Origin of the sequence: Micromonospora sp. KC213 (assembly GCF_004348325.1) — a bacterium.
GTDB lineage: Bacteria > Actinomycetota > Actinomycetes > Mycobacteriales > Micromonosporaceae > Micromonospora.
The window spans coordinates 1-21927 of record NZ_SMKF01000098.1 but is presented as its reverse complement, the minus strand read 5'-3'; the positions used below and the strand labels follow the sequence as shown (position 1 = coordinate 21927).

Annotated in this window: 18 protein-coding genes, 1 tRNA gene and 1 pseudogene; 10 read left to right on the top strand and 10 right to left on the bottom strand. The window is 72.5% G+C overall.

The window, feature by feature from the left end; translation table 11 throughout:
- Positions 1-321 precede the first annotated feature (321 nt).
- Together E1166_RS19520 and erm are read left to right on the top strand one after the other, a co-directional pair.
- A complete protein-coding gene (locus tag E1166_RS19520; RefSeq protein ID WP_207914364.1) occupies positions 322-1221 on the top strand; it encodes a Gfo/Idh/MocA family oxidoreductase in 900 nt (299 codons plus the stop codon).
- Between the two features lie 371 nt (positions 1222-1592).
- Positions 1593-2372, top strand: a pseudogene (erm, locus tag E1166_RS19515) (ErmE/ErmH/ErmO/ErmR family 23S rRNA (adenine(2058)-N(6))-methyltransferase); the annotation flags it as partial.
- 91 nt (positions 2373-2463) lie between these two features.
- Here erm and E1166_RS19510 read toward each other — a convergent pair.
- Complete coding sequence (locus E1166_RS19510; protein ID WP_132340786.1) at positions 2464-2655, bottom strand: DUF2795 domain-containing protein; 192 nt, start codon at positions 2653-2655, stop codon at positions 2464-2466.
- A 104-nt stretch (positions 2656-2759) separates the two neighbouring features.
- On the opposite strand from E1166_RS19510, the gene E1166_RS19505 reads away from it, so the two are divergent.
- Positions 2760-4016: an erythromycin esterase family protein gene (locus E1166_RS19505; protein WP_132264656.1), complete on the top strand. Its 1257-nt coding sequence runs from the start codon at positions 2760-2762 to the stop codon at positions 4014-4016.
- 51 nt (positions 4017-4067) lie between these two features.
- On the opposite strand, the gene E1166_RS19500 is transcribed toward E1166_RS19505, so the two are convergent.
- Complete coding sequence (locus E1166_RS19500) at positions 4068-6233, bottom strand: MMPL family transporter (protein WP_132340784.1); 2166 nt, start codon at positions 6231-6233, stop codon at positions 4068-4070.
- 13 nt (positions 6234-6246) lie between these two features.
- Complete coding sequence (locus tag E1166_RS19495; protein WP_132340782.1) at positions 6247-6807, bottom strand: TetR/AcrR family transcriptional regulator; 561 nt, start codon at positions 6805-6807, stop codon at positions 6247-6249.
- 190 nt (positions 6808-6997) lie between these two features.
- On the opposite strand from E1166_RS19495, the gene E1166_RS19490 reads away from it, so the two are divergent.
- Positions 6998-7753 (top strand): isocitrate lyase/phosphoenolpyruvate mutase family protein, encoded by a 756-nt coding sequence (locus E1166_RS19490; protein WP_132340780.1) that lies wholly within the window; start codon positions 6998-7000, stop codon positions 7751-7753.
- Positions 7754-7801: 48 nt separating this feature from the next.
- Entirely contained in the window at positions 7802-8761 is a 960-nt protein-coding gene (gene ligD / locus E1166_RS19485; protein WP_132264665.1) for a non-homologous end-joining DNA ligase, read from the top strand.
- Between the two features lie 62 nt (positions 8762-8823).
- Here ligD and E1166_RS19480 read toward each other — a convergent pair whose 3' ends face one another.
- From E1166_RS19480 to E1166_RS19470, 3 genes are all read right to left on the bottom strand, one after another.
- Positions 8824-10182 (bottom strand): permease prefix domain 1-containing protein, encoded by a 1359-nt coding sequence (locus E1166_RS19480; RefSeq protein ID WP_132340778.1) that lies wholly within the window; start codon positions 10180-10182, stop codon positions 8824-8826.
- Positions 10179-10553, bottom strand: a complete 375-nt coding sequence (locus E1166_RS19475) for a PadR family transcriptional regulator (protein WP_132264670.1) — start codon at positions 10551-10553, stop codon at positions 10179-10181. Before E1166_RS19475 ends, E1166_RS19480 begins: the two co-directional genes overlap by 4 nt.
- 165 nt (positions 10554-10718) lie before the next feature.
- On the bottom strand, positions 10719-11855 hold the full coding sequence (locus tag E1166_RS19470) for a hypothetical protein (RefSeq protein WP_132340776.1): 1137 nt from the start codon (positions 11853-11855) through the stop codon (positions 10719-10721).
- A 138-nt stretch (positions 11856-11993) separates the two neighbouring features.
- Here E1166_RS19470 and E1166_RS19465 point away from each other — a divergent pair, with 138 nt between their 5' ends.
- Positions 11994-12869 (top strand): hypothetical protein, encoded by an 876-nt coding sequence (locus tag E1166_RS19465; protein WP_165944383.1) that lies wholly within the window; start codon positions 11994-11996, stop codon positions 12867-12869.
- Between the two features lie 588 nt (positions 12870-13457).
- Here E1166_RS19465 and E1166_RS19460 read toward each other — a convergent pair.
- From E1166_RS19460 to E1166_RS19445, 4 genes are all read right to left on the bottom strand, one after another.
- Positions 13458-13532, bottom strand: a tRNA-Arg gene (locus tag E1166_RS19460).
- A 172-nt stretch (positions 13533-13704) separates the two neighbouring features.
- On the bottom strand, positions 13705-14400 hold the full coding sequence (locus E1166_RS19455) for a winged helix-turn-helix domain-containing protein (protein ID WP_132340772.1): 696 nt from the start codon (positions 14398-14400) through the stop codon (positions 13705-13707).
- A gap of 215 nt (positions 14401-14615) precedes the next feature.
- Positions 14616-15287 (bottom strand): DUF305 domain-containing protein, encoded by a 672-nt coding sequence (locus E1166_RS19450; RefSeq protein ID WP_132340770.1) that lies wholly within the window; start codon positions 15285-15287, stop codon positions 14616-14618.
- A gap of 4 nt (positions 15288-15291) precedes the next feature.
- Positions 15292-16098, bottom strand: coding sequence for a DUF3105 domain-containing protein (locus E1166_RS19445; protein ID WP_132340768.1), 807 nt, complete (start codon positions 16096-16098; stop codon positions 15292-15294).
- Between the two features lie 100 nt (positions 16099-16198).
- On the opposite strand from E1166_RS19445, the gene argS reads away from it, so the two are divergent.
- The 4 genes from argS to thrC all read left to right on the top strand — a co-directional run bounded on the left by argS (position 16199) and on the right by thrC (position 21877).
- Positions 16199-17863: an arginine--tRNA ligase gene (argS, locus tag E1166_RS19440; protein ID WP_132340766.1), complete on the top strand. Its 1665-nt coding sequence runs from the start codon at positions 16199-16201 to the stop codon at positions 17861-17863.
- A gap of 114 nt (positions 17864-17977) precedes the next feature.
- Positions 17978-19390 (top strand): diaminopimelate decarboxylase, encoded by a 1413-nt coding sequence (gene lysA / locus E1166_RS19435; RefSeq protein WP_132340764.1) that lies wholly within the window; start codon positions 17978-17980, stop codon positions 19388-19390.
- 8 nt (positions 19391-19398) lie between these two features.
- On the top strand, positions 19399-20712 hold the full coding sequence (locus tag E1166_RS19430; RefSeq protein WP_207914366.1) for a homoserine dehydrogenase: 1314 nt from the start codon (positions 19399-19401) through the stop codon (positions 20710-20712).
- 115 nt (positions 20713-20827) lie between these two features.
- Entirely contained in the window at positions 20828-21877 is a 1050-nt protein-coding gene (gene thrC, locus E1166_RS19425) for a threonine synthase (protein ID WP_132270580.1), read from the top strand.
- Positions 21878-21927: the final 50 nt, after the last annotated feature.

The window sequence follows — 21927 nt, the reverse complement described above, 5'->3', positions numbered from 1 at the left end:
ACCCTGCCCCTCCCCGGTGCCCAACACGGCCTCATCGGCCTGCGCGAACGCACCGAGCTCCTCGGCGGTGCCATCACGGCCGGCCCCACCAGCGACAACGGCTACCAAATCCAGCTCCGCCTCCCCGCCACCATCCAGTAGCAGACCACCTCCCGCAGAAGGCAGCGGACATCGATGGCCGGCGGGTGGCCGGCGGGTGGCCGGCCGCCGAGCCGGTCGCCGTCCTCGCCGCGTCGGCTGCGGCGGGACGGGAACGGCGACTAGCGTGGTGGATCACGGGCCGCGGAACCGTCGCGGCCGACGACGACACCGGGGGGACTCGTGCTGCGGTTCGGCTTGTTCGGCACCGGCCACTGGGCGGCCGAGACGCACGCCGCGGCGATCGACGCGCACCCGCGCGCCGCACTCGCCGGAGTCTGGGGACGCGACCCGCGCAAGGCCGCCGAACTGGCCGACCGGCACGGTGTGCCGGCCTACGACGACGTGGACGCCCTGCTCGACGCCGTCGACGCGGTGGCCGTCGCGCTCCCGCCGGACGTGCAGGCCGACATCGCCGTCCGCGCCGCCACCGCCGGCCGGCACCTGCTGCTGGACAAGCCGCTCGCCCTCGGCCTGGCCGACGCCGACCGGGTGGTCGCCGCCGCGCAGCAGTCCGGGGTCGCCTCGGTGGTCTTCTTCACCCAGCGGTTCCACCCCAACATCACCGGTTTCCTGGCCGCGACGGCGGCGGCCGGCGGCTGGCAGCACGCCCGGGCGACCCTGTTCGCCTCGATCTACCAGCCCGGCAGCCCGTACGGCGGCTCGCCGTGGCGGCGGGAGCACGGCGCGCTGTGGGACATCGGCCCACACGCGCTGTCGATCATCCTGCCGGTGCTCGGCCGGGTGACCCGGGTCGCCGCGATGGACGGGCCGCGTGGCCTGGTGCACCTGCTGCTCACCCACGACGGCGGTGCGACCAGCGCGCTCTCCCTCACCCTGGACGCGCCGCCCGAGGCGATGACCCGGGACTTCGTCTTCTACGGGGAGAACGGCACCGAGATCGTCCCGCCCGGCGACGGCAGCGTGCTGACCGCCTTCGGCACGGCGATCGACCAGCTCCTCGAGGAGATCGACGCGGGCACCCGCGACCACCGCTGCGACGTGCGGTTCGGTCGGGAGGTGGTGGAGATCCTGGCCGCCGCGGAGGCCGCCCGCCGCGCGGGCCGCACCATGGAACTCTGAGCCGCAGGCAGGGCCGGTTAATTCCGTCGCCCCGGCGCGGGCCGGCGGCTAGCCTGGCCGGCATGTGTACCTACGCCCTGATCGACGTGGCCGCCGCGCCGGCCACGCGGGGCCTCCTGCTGGTTGCCCGTCCGCGCGTCCGGCGCCCGGCCCTGGCCGGCCGGTACGCCCACCGCGCCTGACCTGACGCGCGTCACCGCCGCCCCGCCGGTTCGCCGTGTGGGTCGGCCGGTGCGTCGCGCCCACACCGCCGCGTGCGCGTACTCCGCGCCGATCTCCAGGGCCGTCCGAGTCCCGACCCGCTCGGACCGGCCCCGCTCTGCCGTGGCCTGTCCGTACCGTCGCCGACCGGCGACAGACAGGACGATCCCGTGGCGCCCCGCCGACCCCGCACCACCGACCGCGACCGGTACCGTCGCGTGCTGTCCCAGAACTTCCTCGCCGACCCGGCCGCCCTCGCGCGCCTGGTCCGGGCGGCCCGACCCGACCCCGACGACCTGCTGCTGGAGGTGGGAGCCGGACGCGGCCAGCTGACCCGCCCGCTCGCCGCCCGGTGCCGGCGACTGATCGCGTACGAGGTGGACCCGGCGCTCGCGTCGGAACTGGCCGCCCTCAGCGCGGCGCTGCCCCGGGTCACCCACCGGCAGCAGGACTTCCTCGCCGCCACCCCACCCGACGAACCCTTCTCGGTGGTCGGCAACATTCCCTGGTCGCTGACGGCGGCGGTGGTCCGCTGGTGCCTGGCCGCGCCCCGGCTGCGCGCCGCGACGCTGCTCACCCAACTGGAGTACGCCCGCAAACGCAGCGGCGACCACGGGCGGTGGAGCCGGCTGACGGTGCTCACCTGGCCCGAGCACCACTGGCGGCTCGCCGGCCGGGTGCCCCGTACCGCGTTCCGGCCGGTGCCGTCGGTGGACGGCGGCATCCTGCGCATCGAACGCCGGCCCGAGCCGCTGCTACCGGCGGCGGCGCTGCCGGCGTACCGGCGGATGGTCGAACGGGGCTTCGGCGGGGTCGGCGGTTCCCTGGCGGCCTCGCTGCGCACGGCGTACCCCCGGGTGGACGGGGCGATGCGGGCCGCCCGGCTCGACCCGGCCACGCCGGTCGGCCTGGTCTGGCCGGAACAGTGGCTGGTCCTGTTCCGGCTGCTGCACGCCGTCGACCCGGGTGCCGGTGCCGGCCGTCCTGCCGGCCCGGACATCACCGGGCGGGGCCGCCGGTCCGGTGCCGCGGCGGCGCCGGTCAGGACAGGGTGGCGAGGGCGTCGTCCAGCTCCGCCGGGTCGGTGAACCGGTCGGCGGGCAGGGCCATCAGCAGTTGGAGCAGTTCGGTGCTGGCGCCGTTCTCCTGGGCCCGGCGGACCAGATCGGCCCGGGAGACCGGGAAGTCGAGCCCGGCCAGGTGCTCCCGCAACTGCGCCCCGGTGGCGGTCATGGGTGCCGGCTACCCGTTCGGCGGCCCGACACACCGCCCGATTCCCGCCAGCTGGGCCGGCGGGCGGGCGCGTTTGCCCGTCGGCCCGCCGGGTAGCCGCACGCATGCTGGTTCAGCGGCTCGGCGCGCCGAGCGACCTCGATCCGTTGCTGGCGCGTGTGCGGGACGCCCGGGTGGTGCTGATCGGGGAGGCCACCCACGGCAGCTCCGAGTACTACCGCCTCCGCGAGCAGCTCACCCGACGGCTCATCGCCGAACAGGGTTTCTCGTTCGTCGCGGTGGAGGGGGACTGGCCCGACTGCGACCGGGTGAACCGGTCGGTGACCGCCGCTCCCGGCGGCGCCACCGACCCGCGGCACGCCCTGGAACAGTTCGCGCGCTGGCCCACCTGGATGTGGGCGAACGCCGAGGTGGACCGCTTCTGCCGCTGGCTGCGTACCTGGAACCTGCAACGCCCGACGGGGGAGCGGGCCGGGTTCCACGGCCTGGACGTCTACAGCCTCTGGGAGTCCGTGCGAGCCATCTTCGACTACCTCGGCGAGGAGGATCCCCGCTCGCTGGCGGCGGCCCAGGACGCGTACCGGTGTTTCGAGCCGTACGGCAGGCGCGTCGAGGAGTACGGCGCGGCCAGCCGGTTTGTCTCCGCCCGCTGTGAGGAGGAGGTGGTGCGCCTGTTGGCGCGTACCCGGGAACACGCCGCGGCGGACGGCCCGGACGCCTTCGCGGCCTGGCAGAACGCGGAGGTGGTGGCCGGCGCGGAGCGCTACTACCGGGCCATGGTGCAGGGCGGCCCGGAGTCCTGGAACGTCCGGGACATCCACATGACCGACACGCTGGACCGGCTGCTGGACCACTACGGCCCGGACTCCCGGGGCATCGTGTGGGCGCACAACACCCATGTCGGTGACGCCCGGGCCACCGACATGGCCGCCGACGGCATGATCAACATCGGCCAGCTCGCCCGGGAACGGCTGGGCCGGGACCGGGTCGCGTTGGTCGGCTTCGGCAGCTACCGGGGGACGGTGATCGCGGCGCCGCGCTGGGGTTCCGCGGCGGAGTCGATGGTGGTGCCGCCGGCCCGGGAGGGCTCGCTGGAACGACGGCTGCACGAGCTGATGCCGGAGCGGGCGGTGCTCGTCTTCGGCGGCCCGGACCAACCGGAGTGGGCCACCGGCACCCTCGACCACCGGGCGATCGGCGTGGTCTACGACCCGAGCTACGAGTCCTGGGGCAACTACGTGCCGACCCGGCTGGCCGATCGGTACGACGCCTTCGTCTGGTGCGACGAGAGCAGCGCCCTGCACCCGTTGCCCGCCCGCGCCGCGTCGGACGAGATGCAGACCTACCCGGCCGGCGTCTGAGGCGCCGAAGCCCTCCGCCGGTGGCGGCGGAGGGCTTCGGCGCGGTGACCGTCAGCCGGCGGAGGGCTGCCGCTCCAGGTGGGCGCGCAGGCCCTCACCCTCGACGTCGACGTTCGGCAGGATCCTGTCCAGCCAGCGCGGGAGCCACCAGGCGGCGGTGTCGAGCAGCGACATCACCGCCGGGACGATGGTCATCCGGACCACGAACGCGTCGATGGCGACGCCGATCGCCAACGCGAAGCCCATCGACTTGATCACCGGGTCGTCGAGGAAGACGAAACCGCCGAAGACCGAGATCATGATCAGGGCGGCGGCGGTGACCACCCGGGCACCGTGGCCCATCCCGTTGATGGTGGCCTGCCGGGCGGTGTCACCGTGCACGAAGTCCTCCCGCATCCGGGAGACCAGGAAGACCTGGTAGTCCATGGCCAGGCCGAACAGGATGCCGATCAGCAGGATCGGCAGGAAACTGACCAGCGGGCCTGGGACGTCCAAACCGAGCAGGCCGGCCAGGTTGCCCTGCTGGAACACCCAGACGGTGATGCCGAAGGTGGCGGCGACGGTGAACAGGAAGCCCACCGCCGCCTTGACCGGCACCAGGACCGAGCGGAACACCAGCATCAGCAGCAGGATCGACAGGCCGACGACCAGCAGCAGGTAGACCGGCAGCGCGTCGCTGAGCTTCTCGGACACGTCGATGCCGATCGCGGTGGCGCCGGTCAGCAACACCTGCGCGCCGCCGATCGAGCCGACCCTGGCCCGGATGTCGTGGACCAACGTCTCGGTGGCCGCGTCGGTCGGCCCGGTCTTCGGGATCACGCCGAGCAGCGCGGTACGCCCCGACGGGTCGACCTGCGGCGGGGCCACGGCCAGCACGTTCTCCGTACCCTGAATCAGCGCGGTGACCTGGCCGACGGCGGCCTGGACGGTCTGCGGCGAGTCGGCGGTGACGACGACCGCGAGCCGGCCGGTGAAGCCGGGGCCGAACCCCTGCCGGATCAGGTCGTTGTTGAGCCGGGCCGCGCTGCCCTGCGGCGCGGTGGCGGCGTCGGGCAGCGCGAGCCGCATGTCCTGCGCGGGCAGCGCGAGCAGCCCGAGGCCGAGCACGCCGGCCAGGATGACCGGGACGCGCAGCCTCGTCACCCGCTGCGCCCAGCGGAACCCGAATCCGGTGCGGTCCTCGGCCGCCGGGGTGGCGTGGCGGTCGCGCAGCCGGCGGGGCAGCACCCGACGGCCGGCGAAGCCGAGCAGCGCCGGAGCGAGGGTGATGGCCACCAGCACCGCCACGGTGACGGTGCCGGCGGCGGCCAGACCCATCACGGTGAGGAACGGGATGCCGACCACGGCCAGGCCGGCCAGCGCGATGACCACGGTGGCGCCGGCGAAGACCACGGCGGAGCCGGCGGTGCCCACGGCCCGGCCGACCGCCTCCTCCGGCGGCAACCCGTCGAGCAGGTTCTGCCGGTGCCGGGAGGTGATGAACAGCGAGTAGTCGATGCCGACGGCGAGGCCGAGCATCAGGGCCAGGATCGGCGCGGTGCTGGTCAGCTCGGCGGTGCCGCTGAGCGCGTACAGGCCGGCCATGCCGACGCCGACGCCGATCAGCGCGTTCAGCATGGTCATCCCGGCGGCGACTAGCGAGCCGAAGGTGATGACCAGGACGATCGCGGCGACCAGCACGCCCAGTGCCTCGGTGGAGCCGACCTCGGGCTCGGTGTTGAGCACCTCACCGCCGGGCGCAACCTGCCAGCCCTGTGCCTCGGCCGGCGCGCCGATCTTCTCGTACGCGTCGCGCTGGGCGTCGGTGATGTCGTCGACGCCCTCGGCGAACTGCACCTGGACCAGGGCGTACCGGCCGTCGGGGGAGAGCGCCCGGACCTGGAACGGGTCGACGGCACCGACCACGCCGGGCAGGGCGGACGCCTCCTGGACGATCTGCTTGACCACGCCCTGCCCCTCGGGCGTGCCGAGTTGGCCGGCGGCGGGTGCCTGCACCGCGATGGTGCCGGTGGCGCCGCTGGCCGCCGGGAACCGCTCGGCGAGCAGGTCGAGCGCCTGCTGCGATTCGGTGCCGGGCATGGTGAAGTTGCTCGCCATCGGGCCTTTCAGCGTCGCCGCGGCGAGGCCGAGGCCGACGAGTACGACGAGCCAGACGGCGGCGACGAGTCGCCGGCGGCGCAGTGAGGCCCGGCCGAGCCGGTACAGCAGGGTGGCCATCAGGTTCCTGTTCTCAATCGTTGTCAACGGGGTCGAGGGGGGCCAGCGCCCGGCGGGCGACGGCCAGCAGGGCGGGGCGCAGTTCGTCTTCGGCAACGTCGGCGAACTCGGCACACGCCTCGGAGATCCCGGCGAGCAGCACCAGCGCCGTGATCCGGTCCGCCAGCCGGCCGGTGTGGCCGGTGAGCGCGGCGATGAGCCGTTCGGACATCGCCTGGACGTGGGCGAAGGTCGGCTGGGCCAGCAGTTCGGGGAACTCCCCGCGGAGCAGGGCGATCTCCCGGCGGAAGCGCACCGCGAGGTCGACGAAGCCCTCCGCGCCGACCCGTCGTGCCTCGGCGCCGCCCAGCGGGGCGAGCCGTTCGTCCAGCTCACGCAGTACCGCCAGGGGCTGGGCCAGCAGTTCGGCGAGCAGGGCGTCCTTGCCGGCGAAGTGGTAGAGCACGGTGGCCTTGGAGCAGCCGACCTCGCGGGCGATGTCCTGCAGGGAGGTGCCCCGGTAGCCGGTCACCGCGAACCGCCGGGCGGCGGCGGCCAGGATCTCGTCGTGCGTCTGTGGCGTGTGGCGTGCCATGGCTCCAGCATGCCTGACCGATCGGTCAGCCCCTGACCGATCGGTCAACGAGGTGGCGTTCGCCACACCGCACCTGCCAGCGCCGTTTGGCCGGGTGGGCGTGCTCTCACCATTGGGTCACCGCCGAAAGCGGTCCACCGGAGCGGAATTGGCCGTTCGGGTCGGCAGCCGCCGGGCCGAGAATCCATGGATGCCGCCGAGTCCCGCCGCCGCCCTGCGCGCCCTGCACCGACCGGGTGACCCACTGCTCCTGCCGAACGCCTGGGACGCCGCATCCGCGCGGGCCGTCGCCGCCGCCGGCTTTCCCGCCGTCGCCACCAGCAGCGCCGCCGTGGCCGAGACGCTCGGCCACGGCGACGGCGAGGCCACACCGGTGGGGGAGATGCTCGCCGCCGTGGCCCGGATGGTCTCGGCCGTCGCTGTCCCGGTCACCGCCGACCTGGAACGGGGGTACGGGCTGCGGCCGACTGAGCTGGTCGACCGGCTGCAGGCCACCGGGGCGGCCGGCCTCAACCTGGAGGACTCCGACCCGCGCACCGGGGCACTCCACGACGTCACGGAACAGGCCGACCTGCTCGCGGCCGTCCGCGCGGCGGCCGGACCGGAGCTGGTGCTCAACGCCCGCATCGACGTCTTCCTGCGCGGCGCCGGGCCGGAAGACGGGTTCGACGAGGCGGTACTCCGGGCCCGCCGCTACCTCGCAGCCGGCGCCGACTGCGTCTACCCGATCTTCCTGACCGACCCGACGGTGCTCGGCCGGTTCGTCGCGGCGGTCGGCGGCCCGGTGAACGCGTTGCTGCGACCCGGCGCGCCGCCGGTGACCGAGCTGGCCCGGCTCGGCGTGGCCCGGATCAGCCTCGGCGCCGGCGTGTACGCCGCCACCCGGGCCCGGGCCGGCGCGATGCTGACCGCCCTGCGCGACGGCACCGACCCGTTCGCCAGCTGATCGCCGCGTCGGCTTGCGGCGGGCGGGTACGCCGGCCAGGGTGGGCGGATGGGTGGCACCGAGGAGACCCGGGACGGGGTCGGACTGACAAACCTGGACCAGCCGCTGCTGGCCGGTGGTGACGTCACGAAACGGGAACTCGTCGACTACCTCGACGCGGTCCACGAGCGGATCCTGCCCGGCCTGGCCGACCGGCCCCTGTCGGTGGTCCGGCTGCTGCGTGGCCAGGACCCGTTCATGCAGAAGAACCTGCCGAAGTACACCCCGCCATGGGTACGCCGCACCGACCTCTGGGCGGAGGCGTCCCACCGGCAGGTGACATACGCCCTCTGCGACGACCGGCGCACCCTGCTCTGGTTCGCCAACCAGCGGGCCGTCGAGTACCACCCCACCCTGGCCACCGTCACCCGGCCCGAGCGTCCGACCCACCTGGTGCTCGACCTCGACCCGCCGGAGGGTGAGGCGTTCCGGTTGGTCGTCGGGGCCGCCGAGCTGGTCCGGCAGGCGTTGGCCGACGCGGGTCTGGCCGGGGCGGTGAAGACCAGCGGGTCCAAGGGCCTGCACGTCTTCGTTCCACTGGCGGAGGAGACCACCGCCGAGGAGGCGGCCGCCGCCACCCGTGCCCTGGCGGTGCACGCCGAGCGGCTCGACCCGGCGCTGGCCACCACCGCCTTCATCCGCGAGGACCGGGGCGGTCGGGTCTTCGTCGACGCGACCCGCGCCCACGGCGCGACGGTGGTCGCCGCGTACAGCCCCCGGGTGCGACCCGGCCTGCCGGTCTCCTTCCCGGTGGCCTGGGCCGACCTGGACGCGGTTACCCCGGCCGACTTCACCGTGCGGACCGCCCCCGGGCTGCTCGCCGACGGTGACCCGTGGGCGGCGGCGATGCCGGCGCCGCAGCGGCTCCCCGCCGACCTGGTCGCCGAGGGGCGGACCATCCCGGTGGCCCGGGTCCAGGCCATGCACGAGGGGAAGCGCCGGGCCCGGGCCCGGCGGGCCGCCGGCTGACCCGGGTACGGGCCGCGGCCCGGGTCGCCGGACCCGGGCCGCGGCGGCCAAGTGACCGTGGTTCAGCGGAAGTTGAACACCAGCGGGAAGGCGAGGACGACGGTCCAGGCCCAGGCGGCGTACACGACCAGGTAGCGGGTCTGCCAGCGTTCCAGCCGGGCGAAGGGCAGGCGGCCCCGGGTGAAGCCGAGGAACAGCCATGCCGACCACGCCAGGTTGGTGAGCAGGATCAGGTTCTCGCCCAGCGCGGCGGTCTTGTTGGGGCTGAAGCCGAACTCGGTGATCCGGCCGGTGATCGCCACCAGGACGAGCACGTCGATGACCAGCGCGGCGACGACGAGCACGAGCTGCAGCCGGTCGAAGAGGCCGGGCCGGGCCGTGAGGTCGCGGGCGGAGATGGCGTACAGCAGCAGGCCCAGGACGATGACCAGCAGCAGGTCGAACAGGATGAGCACGTCGCGTTCGACGTCGATGCCGTTGCTGGTCCAGATGAGGGCGATCAGGAAGGCCAGCAGGGTGGCGGCGAACAGCGGCGTGAAGACCCGGGTCAACACGGGCGCCATGTTCTCGATGACGCTCTGCTTGGCCTCGACCAGCCAGGCGGCCACGACGACCGCCGCCATCGCCCCGCACGGCAGCAGCCACTGGCTGACGAACACCTCGGCGTCCAGGCCGATGGCCTGGAACGTGCCCATGGTGAAGGCGGTGAGCACGCCGCCGCCCAGGGCGAGCAGGGCGAAGTAGATCAGCCACTCCCCGGTGAACCGGATGAAGTCCATCCGCCGCCGGTCCGAGCGCCAGTCGCCGCCGGCGTAGGCGACGCCGACGACCAGCCACAGCGCGATCGGCAGGTGGATCGCCGTGAGAACGATGCTCTGCGAGTCGTCGGCCAGCGGGTACGCGTTCACCGCGACCGCGCCGAGGACGAACAGCGCCGCGAGCACCCCGATGACGCGCACGCCGACCCGGCGTTGCCAGGCGAAGTAGGCGGCGAGCGCCGGCAGCGCGAACAGGCTGATGTTGCGCGCGTAGAAGCTGCCGTCGTGGTCCATGTCGAGCCCGAACAGGCCCGGCACCTTGATGGCCAGCGCCGCGATCGCCGCGCAGAGGATCATGACGGGCAGTTCACGGCGGGTACGGGCGGCGGGCGCGTCCGGCTCTCCGGGCAGGACGAGTTGCTTCCAGAGTCGCTCGGAGTGTTCGCGGGCGAACTCGCGGGACAGGTCGTCGAGGCTGCCCATGCGCTTGACGGCGATGAGGAACGCCTCGTCGGTGCGCAGACCCCCGTCGGTCAGTTCGTTGATCCGGCTGCGCAGGTGGTCTTCCAGTTCATCCGCGTCGGTGCGGTGCAGTTCCCGGCGGCGGTCCATGTAGGCCCGCCACTCGGCGATCTGGCCCTCCAGCTCGCTGTCGACGGTCATCGTCCCGCCTCCCACGCCGGCGCCATGATCGGGGTGATGGACGGGGTGGCGCTCCAGACACCGCGCAGGGCGTCGACGACGGTGGCCCACTGGCGGCGCTGCTCGGCCAGCTCGGCGCGGCCCTGCTCGGTGATGCGGTAGTACTTGCGGCGGCGACCCCCGGGTGGGGTCTGCCAGTCCGACTCGACGTGCCCGAGCCGCTCCAGGCGGTGCAGCAGCGGGTAGAGCAGGCCGTCGGTCCACTCCAGTTGCCCGCCCGACAGGTCGTTGACCTGCTTGAGAATCGCGTAGCCGTAGCTCTCGCCCTCGGCGAGGATCCCCAGCACGAGCGGCGTGGCCGAGGCTGCGACGAGGTCTTTGGTGATGTGCATCTGACCCACCTATCCCTAGAACTGCAATGCATAGTAGTTCTAGGTATGCGGGTCGCGCAACGCCTCGCGCAACGTCTCGCGGACGGAGCCACGTCGCCGGGCCGGCGACCGTCCGTCACCCCGGCGGCGACACGGAGCACCCGGGGGCGACAGGAGCAGTCGCGGTCAGAGGGCGAACGAGACGAGGAACGGATTGCGGAGCGTGTCGCCCCTGGCTGTGAAGCACCGCACCCAGATGCCCCTTTCCGGGCCCCACCTGGCCACCTTGCAGTGGTGCGCGCCCGTACCTTCGGCGGTCACCTGGACGTTGCCGTGCGCCATGAAGCCGTCCATCGGGGTCTGCACCCAGAACAAGCCCTCGTCTCGGCCGGTGCCCCGCGTCACGCCGGTGGAGCCGGCCGGGTATGTCCATTGCGGATAGACCGCGCCACCGGAGACCCGGGTGTACGCACCCCAGGGCGTCCAGACAAGGCTGGTGTCCCGAGAGTACGTGATGCTGAAACGGGAGTCGCTCCGCTCGCCCGCCGCGTTGTGACAGGCCACCTCGACCTGCGCGTTCTCGTCGTTCACCCCGAACGTCAGCACCTTGCAACGACGGCCCCGGTCGTCGCGGGCGGTCACCTGGACATGGCCTCGGTTGGCATCCGGTGGGAGCTGCTTGCTGCCGAGGCCGTGGAGGTAGACGGTGTAGCGACCGGTGCCGACACGTTTGACCTTGTTGACCTGCCCGGCGGAGTTGAACTGCGTCTCGGCCGGCAGGTCGTGGTCGCGGTCGGCGATCCTGGTGGTCAGGTAGGCGAAGTCGCTGTATCCGCCGGCAATTCCGGACGCGCTGGCCCAACTGGCGGTGAACTCCGAGTCGGCGGGGGCGCCGGAGGCGTCGAAGCAGCGCACCCAGACGGTGATGCCGAAGACGAAGACCTCACCGGTGACCGGGGAGACGTACCCGTAGCGGTCCAGGTTCTCCACCGAGCAGTACGAAGCCGCGTCGCCGTACGCGGTCACGTGCGCGACCCCGAGGCTGGACCCGAGCGTCGTGGCGACGTCGGGCAGCCATACCTGATATCTCCCGACATCGATGCGGGCGACCTTGTTCGGGCTCCGAGACGTGTTCTGGTTGCGCGCCGCAGACGGGGTGTACGCGAGCGCGAACGGCTGGTCGGCGTGCACGTACGCGTAGCTCTGCTGTACTGCGGCGGCGTGCGCCGCCGGGGGTACGGCGAGCAGACCGGCGGCGAGCACGGGCGACGCGACCAGCGCCGCGAGACGAATCCGGGTCGTCCGGCCCTGACCTGTGACCATCGCTCTCCCCCTCGCCGCCGCGTGGCACGCCACCCCGGCCCTCTGTGGTGGGCACATTTTCCACCGGCCGCGCAAGGCCCCCCGCTTGCCGGCATCGGCCACCATGACCGGCGCCGGGTCGGTACGCGAGGGGGAACCATGGTGAACAGAGTCGGACGTCGGCTGGTGAGCGTCGGCGCGTCGGTGGCGCTGGCGAGCGGCGTGGCGGTGAGCCCCGCGGCTCCGGCGGCGGCGGTACCGTCGATGGTGTTCGTCACCGCGACGAGTCCGATCGACACCCGCCTCGGCAGGACGCAGGTCGTGCACTGCCCGCCGGGTCGGCGGATCCTCGGTGGCGGCGGCTACGTCGGCGGTGCCGGCCGGGAGGTCGTCATCGACACGATGATCCCGGTCAGCACCCCCACCGGTGACTACTTCGAGGTGAACGCTTCGGCGACGACCCGTGCCGACGGCACCGGTTTCCGGGGCGAGTGGTTCCTGGTCGCGTACGGCATCTGCGGGCACGCCCCGGCCGGCCTGGAGTACGTGTCGGCTGTCTCCGCCACGGGCTTCGAGAGCACCTATGGTGTCAGCGTGTCCTGCCCCGCCGGGAAGCGGGTGATCGGTGTCGGCGGCGAGGTGACGCCCGCGTTCGGGTTCGCGGTGCTCGACGACGTCCTCCCGGTCACGACCCTCACCAGCGTCCGGGTGACGGCCTTCGAGACCGAGACGGACTCGCCGGTCCGGTGGGGAGTCAAGGCCCACGCGGTGTGCGCCGACCCGATTCCCGGGCTGGCCCTGGTTTCGGCCACCTCGCCCAGCGACTCGGCGGACAAGACGGTCGGCGTGAGCTGCCCGACCGGCACGAGGGTGCACGGCCTGGGGGCGAGCCTGGCGCCGCCGCTGGGCGAGGCCGCCATCACCGCGCTGTACCCGTCACAGCCGCTGGAGCACGTGCGGCTGGAGGCCCGCGAGGACTTTACCCGGTACGCCGGCAACTGGACCGCCCGGGTGCACGCCATCTGCGCGACGTAACGGGACCGGATCCTCGCCGCCGCTCGCCGAGCTGCCGGCCTGTCGCCCAGTCCGACGTGTTCCGCTGGTTAACCGTGATCGGAGACAGCCTCAAGGTCTGCGACATGGCCTGAGCCGAGCCGGTGGCGGCCCGCCCGGCTCTCCGGCCGGGAGGCCGCCACCGTGACCGGGCCGCCCAGTCGGTAGAGGTGCTACCCAGCATCTGGCACAGGCACCCGTTACGGGCCACTGGCGGCCGGACCTACGACGAAGGTCCCTGAGTGGCGGTGAGCCCGCGGTGCGAGGCGGTTACCGCCCGGCCTCGGACAGCGACAACCCGCTGAACGGAGACCGTCGAGCGCCAGTACGACCGCGATGACTTCCCCTGCCGCGCTGCCGCACCTGACCTTCCCGTGATCAAGACGAGTCCTGGCGACGACCGGGATGCCTTGGTCATGGGGAGATGATGATCCCGATGGATGCCGTCGTCGGTCGGGTGCTGCGACCGATCCAAGGCGGGACCGGGTCGACCAGCCCTGACCGACCGCACGAGAAAGGCCGCTGACCTGATCTGTCCCGGTCAGCGGCCTTGGCCGTGCTGTTCGACTCTGGTGCCCCCGGCAGGATTCGAACCTGCGCCCCCGCCTCCGGAGGGCGGTGCTCTATCCCCTGAGCTACGGGGGCTCAGCGACCGGGAAAGAGTAGCAAACCCTCCTCCCGATCACCCAATCGGTATCCCCACTCCGTGCCGCCCGCCGCCCACCCCGCCTCGTGTCTGGGTGATCATGAAGTTTGCGACCAGGTGGATCTTCTTATGGGCCGCCTACTTCATGATCTACAGGGATTGGTGGGCGGGTTAGGCGGCGAGGAGGGTGCGGCCGCAGCTGGGGAGGGGGTGCAGGGCGATCCGGCGGGGCAGACGGCGCGGCCACTCGTTCTTCGGCCATGAGCCGTCGACGATCAGGTGCACGGTCCGCTCCTCGGTGCCGCTGAGGCGCAGCACGAACTCCCGAGGCAGTGGCGGGTCAACGCTCGGCGTGGTCACCATGAACCGCACCCTGCCCCGCGACGACACCGCGGAGATCACGTCGGCGGCCGGCATGGTGCCGCGCAGGCGTACCCGGCCGATCCAGTAGACCTCCGCGGCGTGCTCCTGGGCCGCCCGGGTGATCGCCGGGTACTCGCTGCGTACCCAGCGCTCGACCGCGCCCACGCAGAGCCCGCAGGCCCGCTCGCGCGGCTCTCGTGGACCCAGGCCCCAGGCCCGCAGGTACGCCCCGACCGTGCCGGGGTCCATCGCCAGGCCGAACTGGCGCTGGATGAGGCTGCCGAGGCTCTGCCTGGTCCAGAGCTCCTCGTCCAGCCCGAACTCGTCGGGGTGGACCCCCCGCAGCACGTCGATCAGTTCGAGTTCCTGGTCGCGGCTGAGCGTTCCGGGCTCGCCCTGCCGGTGTCCGCGACGGATGGCTGCCACCGCTCCGTCACCGCCGATGGTGTGGCGCCGGCACCAGCTGGTGACCGAACGCCGCGCGTCTCTCAGTGCAACCGCCACATCCTGCGCAACGAGCCTGAATCGCGACCGGTCACGATATGTAGGTAGAAAAGTATCTCAAGCCGCAATGTTCGGCCGATGGGGCATAAGGCGTTAAATCGGGCGGGGACTGTGTAGGTGTGACGCCGCACAGCAGCAGCGACCGCCTGGCGTACGGAAAAGGCGAGGCCCGCGTACGCCGGGAGCGGTACGCGGGCCTCGACGCGGCCGGTCGGTCAGCCGCCCCGCCGCTTGAGCGCGTTCTGCAGATTGATCAGGTCGGTCTGCTGGGTGTTCTTCATCGTCTGGGCGACCCGGAGCACGTCCTCGTCGCTGCCGGCGTCGAGGATTCCCTGGATCATGTGGATCCCACCCAGATGGTGATCTGTCATGAGCTCGAGGAAGAGCACGTCCAGCTCCCGGCCCTGGGCGGCGCGCAGCTTCGCCATCTGCTCCGGGGTGGCCATGCCGGGCATCAGCCCGTTGCGCACCTTGGCCCGGCCGCCCGGCATCCAGGCCATCGGCGGCTCGGAGCCGGTTGGATCCAGCCCCCAGGAGCGCAGCCAGGTCTGCATCGTGCCAATCTCGCCCTGCTGGCCGCTGGCGATGTCGCCGCCGATCTGGCGTACCTCGGGATCGCTGCCCCGCTGGAAGGCGATCAACCCCATCTCCACGGCCTGCGCGTGATGGGTGGTCATGTCCCGGGCGAAGCCCGCCTCGGCGGAGGTGTCGCCCGGGCGGGTGAGCGTCGGCGTCAGCAGACCGCCCGCGTATCCGAGGAGAAGCCCGACCACGACGGCGGACGCCACCGCCAGGAGGCCGAAGCGACGCGCGGGCCGCCCCCCGTCGCCGGCCTCGCTGGCCGAGGGTGCGTCCACGTCGTTCCCCGTCGTCGTCGGTGCCGTCAACTGGTCACCCCTGCTGCATGTTGCCGGCGTCGCGCGGGGTGGTGCCGGTGGCGGTGATGCCCTGATTGCACAGCGCCGTCGGCCCCTCGACAGAGGCGTTCACCCGCAGCGTCTTGATGAACTCGTCGATCCGGGAGTCGTCGGCGTTGTCGACCTTGAGCTGGTACCCCCACGCCTGCAGCGAGATCGGCTTGTCCAGACCCTCGAACGGGCTGAGCATCGTCTTCTCCACGCCCTGAACCCGGTTCCGCAGCTTTGCCACCTGGTCGGCCGGCAGGTCGGGACGGTAGGTGATCCAGACGGCCCCGTGTTCCAGACTGTGAACCGCGTGCTCGCTGGCGATCGGGGCGTCGTAGACGTCACCCATGCAGTTCTGCCAGGCCCCGTTGTGCGGGCCGGCCACCGGCGGGTTGATGTCGTACTTGATGGTGCCGGCCTGGTGCTGGCCACCCTGGACAAGCTTCTCGTCCTTCGCCCGGTAGTCGACGATGCCGTCGATCTCGGCGGCGCGCTTCTCCCACGGCTTGGAGCCCTCGAACACCGCCCAGCCGCCGTAGCCGATGATCCCCGCGGCCAGCACACCGACCGCGACCCAGAGGGCGATCGGACCCCAGGCCCGGCCCTGGCTGACTTTTACAGGGGCGATCGGCTTCTTCGGGCCCTTGCCCTTGCCGCCGGAAGTCTGCCGTGGGGTGGCCGACTTGCCCGCTCCGGGCTTGGCGCCGGCGGCGGGCCGGCCCGCCGCCGGCTTCTTGCCGGTGCTGACCACGGTCGGGCGGCGCTCCGGGCCGCCCGGGGTGCTGATGCTCATCGTGCCTCGTCAGGTCGGTCGGTCAGGGGAGCTGGCGGGCCGGGTGCAGATGTTGGGTCGCCGCCGCGGTGCCCGAGTCTACCCCCGCTAGCATGGTTCGGTGACTCCCGCAGAACTCGCCCAGGTCGTCCTCACCGCAGCCCATGCCGTCTTCACCGAGCGAGGGCTGGACCCCGCCGTGCTCCCGGCGGAGACGACGGTCGAGCGTCCGCGCAATCCCGAGCACGGGGACTACGCCTCGACGCTCGCGTTGCAGCTGAGCAAGAAGGTGGGCGTGCCGCCGCGGGAGCTGGCCACCGCGCTGGCCGAGCAGCTCGGCCGGACCGCCGGGGTGAAATCGGTCGAGATCGCCGGCCCCGGGTTCCTGAACATCCGGCTCGACGCCGCCGCCGCCGGTCAGCTCGCCCGGCTGATCGTGGAGGCCGGCGAGGAGTACGGCCGCAGCGACCGGCTCGCCGGCCAGAAGATCAACCTGGAGTTCGTCTCGGCCAACCCGACCGGCCCGGTGCACATCGGCGGGGTGCGCTGGGCGGCCGTCGGTGACGCGCTGAGCCGGCTGCTGCGGGCCACCGGCGCCCAGGTGGGCACAGAGTACTACTTCAACGACGCCGGCTCCCAGATCGACCGGTTCGCCCGGTCGCTGCTGGCCGCCGCCCGGGGCGAGCCCGCTCCCGAGGACGGCTACGGCGGGGCGTACATCGCCGAGATCGCCGAGGCGGTCCAGCGCAGCCGACCGGACGTACGGGAGTTGGACGACGCCGAGGCCCAGGAGGTCTTCCGGGTCGAGGGCGTGACGCTGATGTTCGCCGAGATCAGGTCCTCGCTGGCCGCGTTCGGCGTCGAGTTCGACACCTACTTCAACGAGAAGGACCTGCACGACCGGGGTGAGCTGGAGCTCGCCCTGCGTCGGCTGCGGGAGCAGGGTCACGTCTTCGAGGCCGAGGGCGCCACCTGGCTGCGTACCACCGACTTCGGCGACGACAAGGACCGGGTGCTGCGCAAGTCCAACGGCGAGTGGACCTACTTCGCCGCCGACTGCGCCTACTACCTCGACAAGCGCGAGCGCGGCTTCGAGCGGGTCGTGATCATGCTGGGGGCCGACCACCACGGCTACATCGGCCGGATGAAGGCGATGGCCGCCTGCTTCGGCGACGACCCGGAACGCAACCTGGAGATCCTGATCGGCCAGCTGGTCAACCTGCTCCGTGACGGGGCTCCGGTGCGGATGAGCAAGCGGGCCGGCACCGTGGTCACCCTGGAGGACCTGGTCGACGCGATCGGCGTGGACGCCGCCCGGTACGCGCTGGCCCGCTACTCGGCCGACTCCCCGATCGACATCGACGTGGAGCTGTGGACCCGGGCGAAGAATGACAACCCGGTCTTCTACGTGCAGTACGTCGCGGCCCGTACCGCCGGGGTGTCCCGCCAGGCCGCGGAGATCGGAGTGACCCGGGGTGAGGCCGCCGCGTTCCGCCCCGAGCTGCTCGACCACGACAAGGAGAACGAGCTGCTCAAGGCGCTCGCCGAGTTCCCCGCCGTGGTCGCCACCGCCGCCGAGCTGCGGGAGCCGCACCGGGTTGCCCGCTACCTGGAGGACCTGGCCGGGGCGTACCACCGGTTCTACGACAACTGCCGGGTCACGCCGAAGGGTGACGAGGAGGTCACCGACGTGCACCGGGCCCGGCTCTGGCTCAACGACGCGACCCGGGTGGTGATCGCCAACGGCCTGCGGCTGCTCGGCGTCTCCGCCCCGGAGAGGATGTGACATGCGAGCGCGAGGAGTGAGCTTGCGAGCCCCGCAGTCGCGAAGCGGAGACTCGCTTGTGCGAGCGCGAGGAGTGAGCTTGCGAGCCCCGCAGTCGCGAAGCGGAGAGTGCTGATGCGCGCCCACGAGGCCGGCGCCCTGCACGGCGACCTCGGCCAGCGGGGGCCGGCGTGGCTGCGTACCCCCGCCGACGTCAACGCCCTGGTGCCGCAGCTGTGGCCGCGCAACGTCTCCCGGGCGGCGGACGGCGCGCTCGCCGTCGCCGGCCTGTCGGTCCGTGACCTCGCCGCCGAGTTCGGCACCCCGGTGTACGTGCTGGACGAGGACGACCTGCGCTCGCGCTGCCGCGACTTCCGCGCCGCGTTCCCCACCGAGGACGTCTACTACGCCGGCAAGGCGTTCCTGTGCCGCGCGGTGGTCCGCATGATCGCCGAGGAGGGTCTGCACCTCGACGTCTGCACCGGCGGTGAGCTGGCGACCGCGCTGTCGGCGGGGATGCCGGCGGAGCGGATCGGCTTCCACGGCAACAACAAGTCGGTGGCCGAGCTGACCCGGGCGCTGGACGCCGGGGTGGGGCGGATCATCCTCGACTCGTTCACCGAGATCGACCGGCTCACCGCGCTGGCCCGCGAGCGGGGCGTCCGGCCGCGGGTGATGATCCGGGTCACCGTCGGCGTCGAGGCGCACACCCACGAGTTCATCGCCACCGCGCACGAGGACCAGAAGTTCGGCTTCTCGCTGGCCGGCGGGGCGGCGGCCGAGGCGGCCTTCCGGGTGCTCGACGAGGGTGTGCTGGAGCTGCGCGGCCTGCACTCGCACATCGGCTCGCAGATCTTCGACGCCAGTGGCTTCGAGGTCTCCGCCCGCCGGGTGCTCGCCCTGCAGGCGCAGATCCGCGACGCGCGCGGGGTGGAGCTGCCCGAACTGGACCTCGGCGGCGGCTTCGGCATCGCGTACACCACCCAGGACGACCCGGCGACCCCGCAGGATCTCGCCAAGCGGCTCCGCAAGATCGTGGAGTCGGAGTGCGACAGTGAGCGGCTGGCCGTGCCGCACCTGTCGATCGAGCCCGGCCGGGCCATCGTCGGGCCGGCGGTGTTCACCCTGTACGAGGTCGGCACGGTCAAGTCCGTGCTGCTGGGCGCCGGTGGCGAGGCTGCCGCGGGGCGGCGTTGCTACGTCAGCGTGGACGGCGGGATGAGCGACAACATCCGCACCGCGCTCTACGACGCGTCGTACTCGGCCACGCTGGCCGGCCGGGCCTCGGCCGCGCCACCGCTGCTGGCCCGCGTGGTGGGAAAGCATTGTGAGTCCGGGGACATCGTGGTGAAGGATGAATTCCTGCCCGCCGACGTGCAGCCCGGAGATTTTGTCGCAGTGCCCGGCACGGGTGCGTACTGCCGGAGCATGGCCAGCAACTACAACCACGTGCCCCGCCCCCCGGTGGTCGCGGTGCGTGACGGCCAGGCCCGGCTGATCGTTCGACGGGAAACCGAAGAAGACCTGCTCGCCTTGGATGTGGGATGACGTCACCTGTGCGTTTGGCGCTGCTCGGTTGCGGGACCGTCGGCGGTGAGGTGGTCCGGCTGCTGCACGAGCAGGCGGCCGACCTCGCCGCCCGGATCGGCGCGCCGTTGGAGATCGCCGGCATCGCCGTACGTCGGGTCGGGCGGGATCGCGGCGACCTGCCGGTCGACCCGGCGCTGTTCACCACCGACCCGCTCGGGCTGATCAAGCGGGACGACGTGGACGTGGTGGTCGAGGTGGTCGGCGGCATCGAGCCGGCCCGAAGCTGGCTGGTGGAGGCGCTGCGAGCCGGCAAGAGCGTGGTCACCGCCAACAAGGCGCTGCTCGCCGAGGACGGCGCGACGCTGCACGACGCGGCCGCCGAGGGCGGGGCCGACCTCTACTACGAGGCGAGCGTGGCCGGGGCGATCCCGCTGCTGCGCCCGCTGCGCGAGTCGCTGCACGGGGACCGGATCAACCGGGTCACCGGGATCGTCAACGGCACCACCAATTTCATTCTCTCCGCCATGGACGCCACCGGCGCCGGCTTCGCCGAGGCGCTGGAGGAGGCGACCGAGCTGGGTTACGCCGAGGCGGATCCGACGGCCGACGTGGAGGGCTTCGACGCCGCCGCGAAGGCCGCCATCCTCGCCTCGCTGGCCTTCCACACCCGGGTCACCGCCGCCGACGTGCACCGCGAGGGCATCACCGAGGTGACCGCGGCCGACATGGCCAGCGCCAAGGCGATGGGCTGCACGATCAAGCTGCTCTGCATCGCGGCCCGGGGGGTGGATCCGGCCGGCCGGGAGACGGTCAGCGTCCGGGTGCACCCGGCGATGATCCCGCTGACCCATCCGCTGGCCAGCGTCGGTGACGCGTTCAACGCGGTCTTCGTGGAGGCCGAGGCGGCCGGGCAGCTGATGTTCTACGGACGGGGCGCGGGCGGCGCGCCGACGGCCAGCGCCGTGCTCGGCGACGTGGTGGCGGTGGCCCGCAACCGGCTCGCCGGGGCGCGCGCGGCCAGCGAGTCCGCGTACGCCGACCTGTCGGTGCGGCCGATGGGGGAGGCGTTGACCCGCTACCACATCAGCCTCGACGTGGCCGACCGGCCAGGTGTGCTGGAGTCGGTGGCCGGGGTCTTCGCCCGGCACGAGGTTTCCATCGCCACCGTGCGGCAGGGCCCGGCCGGTGGCGGCCCGGCAGGTCGGGGCACCGAGGCGGAACTGGTCATCGTCACCCACGTCGCGCCGGACGCCGCCCTCGCGGCGACCGTGCGGGAACTGCGCGGGTTGGAGATCGTCCGGTCGGTGGCCAGCGTGCTGCGGGTCGAGGGCGGGGCGTGACCTGGCGTCTCGACTGATGGTTAAGGGTGGGTGCGGTGTATGGCGGTCCGGCGGGCTGGGCCACCATGGAAGGGGCCCTGACTTCGAGCGGGGCGGCAGAGGCGAGGAGAACGACATGTGGCGGGGTCTGATCGAGACGTACCGGGACCGGCTGCCGGTCACCGACGCGACCCCGGTCGTCACCCTGCACGAGGGAAACACCCCGCTGCTGCCCGCTCCGGTGCTCTCCGCCCGGCTCGGTTGCGACGTCCACCTGAAGGTGGAGGGAGCGAACCCGACCGGCTCCTTCAAGGACCGGGGCATGACGGTCGCGGTCTCCAAGGCGGTCGAGGCCGGGGACAAGGCGATCATCTGCGCCTCCACCGGCAACACCAGTGCCTCCGCCGCCGCGTACGCTGCCCGCGCCGGGATCACCTGCGCCGTGCTGGTGCCGCAGGGCAAGATCGCGCTGGGCAAGCTGGCCCAGGCGCTGGTGCACGGCGCCCGGCTGCTCCAGGTCCAGGGCAACTTCGACGACTGCCTCTCGCTGGCCGCCAAGCTCGCCCAGGATTACCCGGTGGCCCTGGTCAACTCGGTCAACATCGACCGGCTGCACGGGCAGAAGACCGCCGCGTTCGAAATCGTCGAGGCGCTCGGCGACGCCCCCGACATCCACTGCCTGCCGGTCGGCAACGCCGGCAACGTCTCCGCCTACTGGATGGGCTACCAGGAGGACCTGGCGGCGGGCAACACCAGCCGGGCACCGAAGATGTACGGCTTCCAGGCGGCCGGCGCGGCCCCGATCGTGACCGGCCAGGTGGTGCCGGAGCCGTCCACGATCGCCACCGCGATCCGGATCGGTAACCCGGCGAGCTGGACGAAGGCGATCGACGCCCGGGACGCCTCGCAGGGGCTGATCGCCGCGGTCACCGACCGGGAGATTTTGTCGGCGTACCGGCTGCTCGCCCGCGAGGTGGGGGTTTTCGTCGAGTTGGGCAGCGCGGCGAGCGTCGCAGGTCTGCTCCAGCAGGCCGCGGCGGGCCGGGTTCCGGCCGGGTCCACGATCGTCTGCACGGTCACCGGCCACGGTCTGAAGGATCCCGAGTGGGCCATTTCCACCGCCCCGGCCCCGGTGACGATCGCGAACGACCCCCTGGCCGCCGCCCGCTCCCTGGACCTGGCCTGACCCTGGCCCAGCGCTGCCTGCCGCATATCGCGTGGTGATGAGTTGACGGG

Excerpts from the sequence above, each read along its gene's own strand:
- E1166_RS19510 (WP_132340786.1), bottom strand. The coding sequence starts at position 2,655 with ATGACCGCCACCGGGGCGCAGTTGCGGGAGCACCTGGCCGGGCTCGAC.
- E1166_RS19505 (WP_132264656.1), top strand. The coding sequence starts at position 2,760 with ATGCTGGTTCAGCGGCTCGGCGCGCCGAGCGACCTCGATCCGTTGCTG.
- lysA (WP_132340764.1), top strand. The coding sequence starts at position 17,978 with ATGCGCGCCCACGAGGCCGGCGCCCTGCACGGCGACCTCGGCCAGCGG.
- E1166_RS19500 (WP_132340784.1), bottom strand. The coding sequence starts at position 6,233 with ATGGCCACCCTGCTGTACCGGCTCGGCCGGGCCTCACTGCGCCGCCGG.
- E1166_RS19480 (WP_132340778.1), bottom strand. The coding sequence starts at position 10,182 with ATGACCGTCGACAGCGAGCTGGAGGGCCAGATCGCCGAGTGGCGGGCC.
- E1166_RS19470 (WP_132340776.1), bottom strand. The coding sequence starts at position 11,855 with ATGGTCACAGGTCAGGGCCGGACGACCCGGATTCGTCTCGCGGCGCTG.
- E1166_RS19475 (WP_132264670.1), bottom strand. The coding sequence starts at position 10,553 with ATGCACATCACCAAAGACCTCGTCGCAGCCTCGGCCACGCCGCTCGTG.
- E1166_RS19490 (WP_132340780.1), top strand. The coding sequence starts at position 6,998 with ATGCCGCCGAGTCCCGCCGCCGCCCTGCGCGCCCTGCACCGACCGGGT.
- thrC (WP_132270580.1), top strand. The coding sequence starts at position 20,828 with ATGTGGCGGGGTCTGATCGAGACGTACCGGGACCGGCTGCCGGTCACC.
- E1166_RS19445 (WP_132340768.1), bottom strand. The coding sequence starts at position 16,098 with ATGAGCATCAGCACCCCGGGCGGCCCGGAGCGCCGCCCGACCGTGGTC.
- ligD (WP_132264665.1), top strand. The coding sequence starts at position 7,802 with ATGGGTGGCACCGAGGAGACCCGGGACGGGGTCGGACTGACAAACCTG.
- E1166_RS19495 (WP_132340782.1), bottom strand. The coding sequence starts at position 6,807 with ATGGCACGCCACACGCCACAGACGCACGACGAGATCCTGGCCGCCGCC.
- E1166_RS19465 (WP_165944383.1), top strand. The coding sequence starts at position 11,994 with ATGGTGAACAGAGTCGGACGTCGGCTGGTGAGCGTCGGCGCGTCGGTG.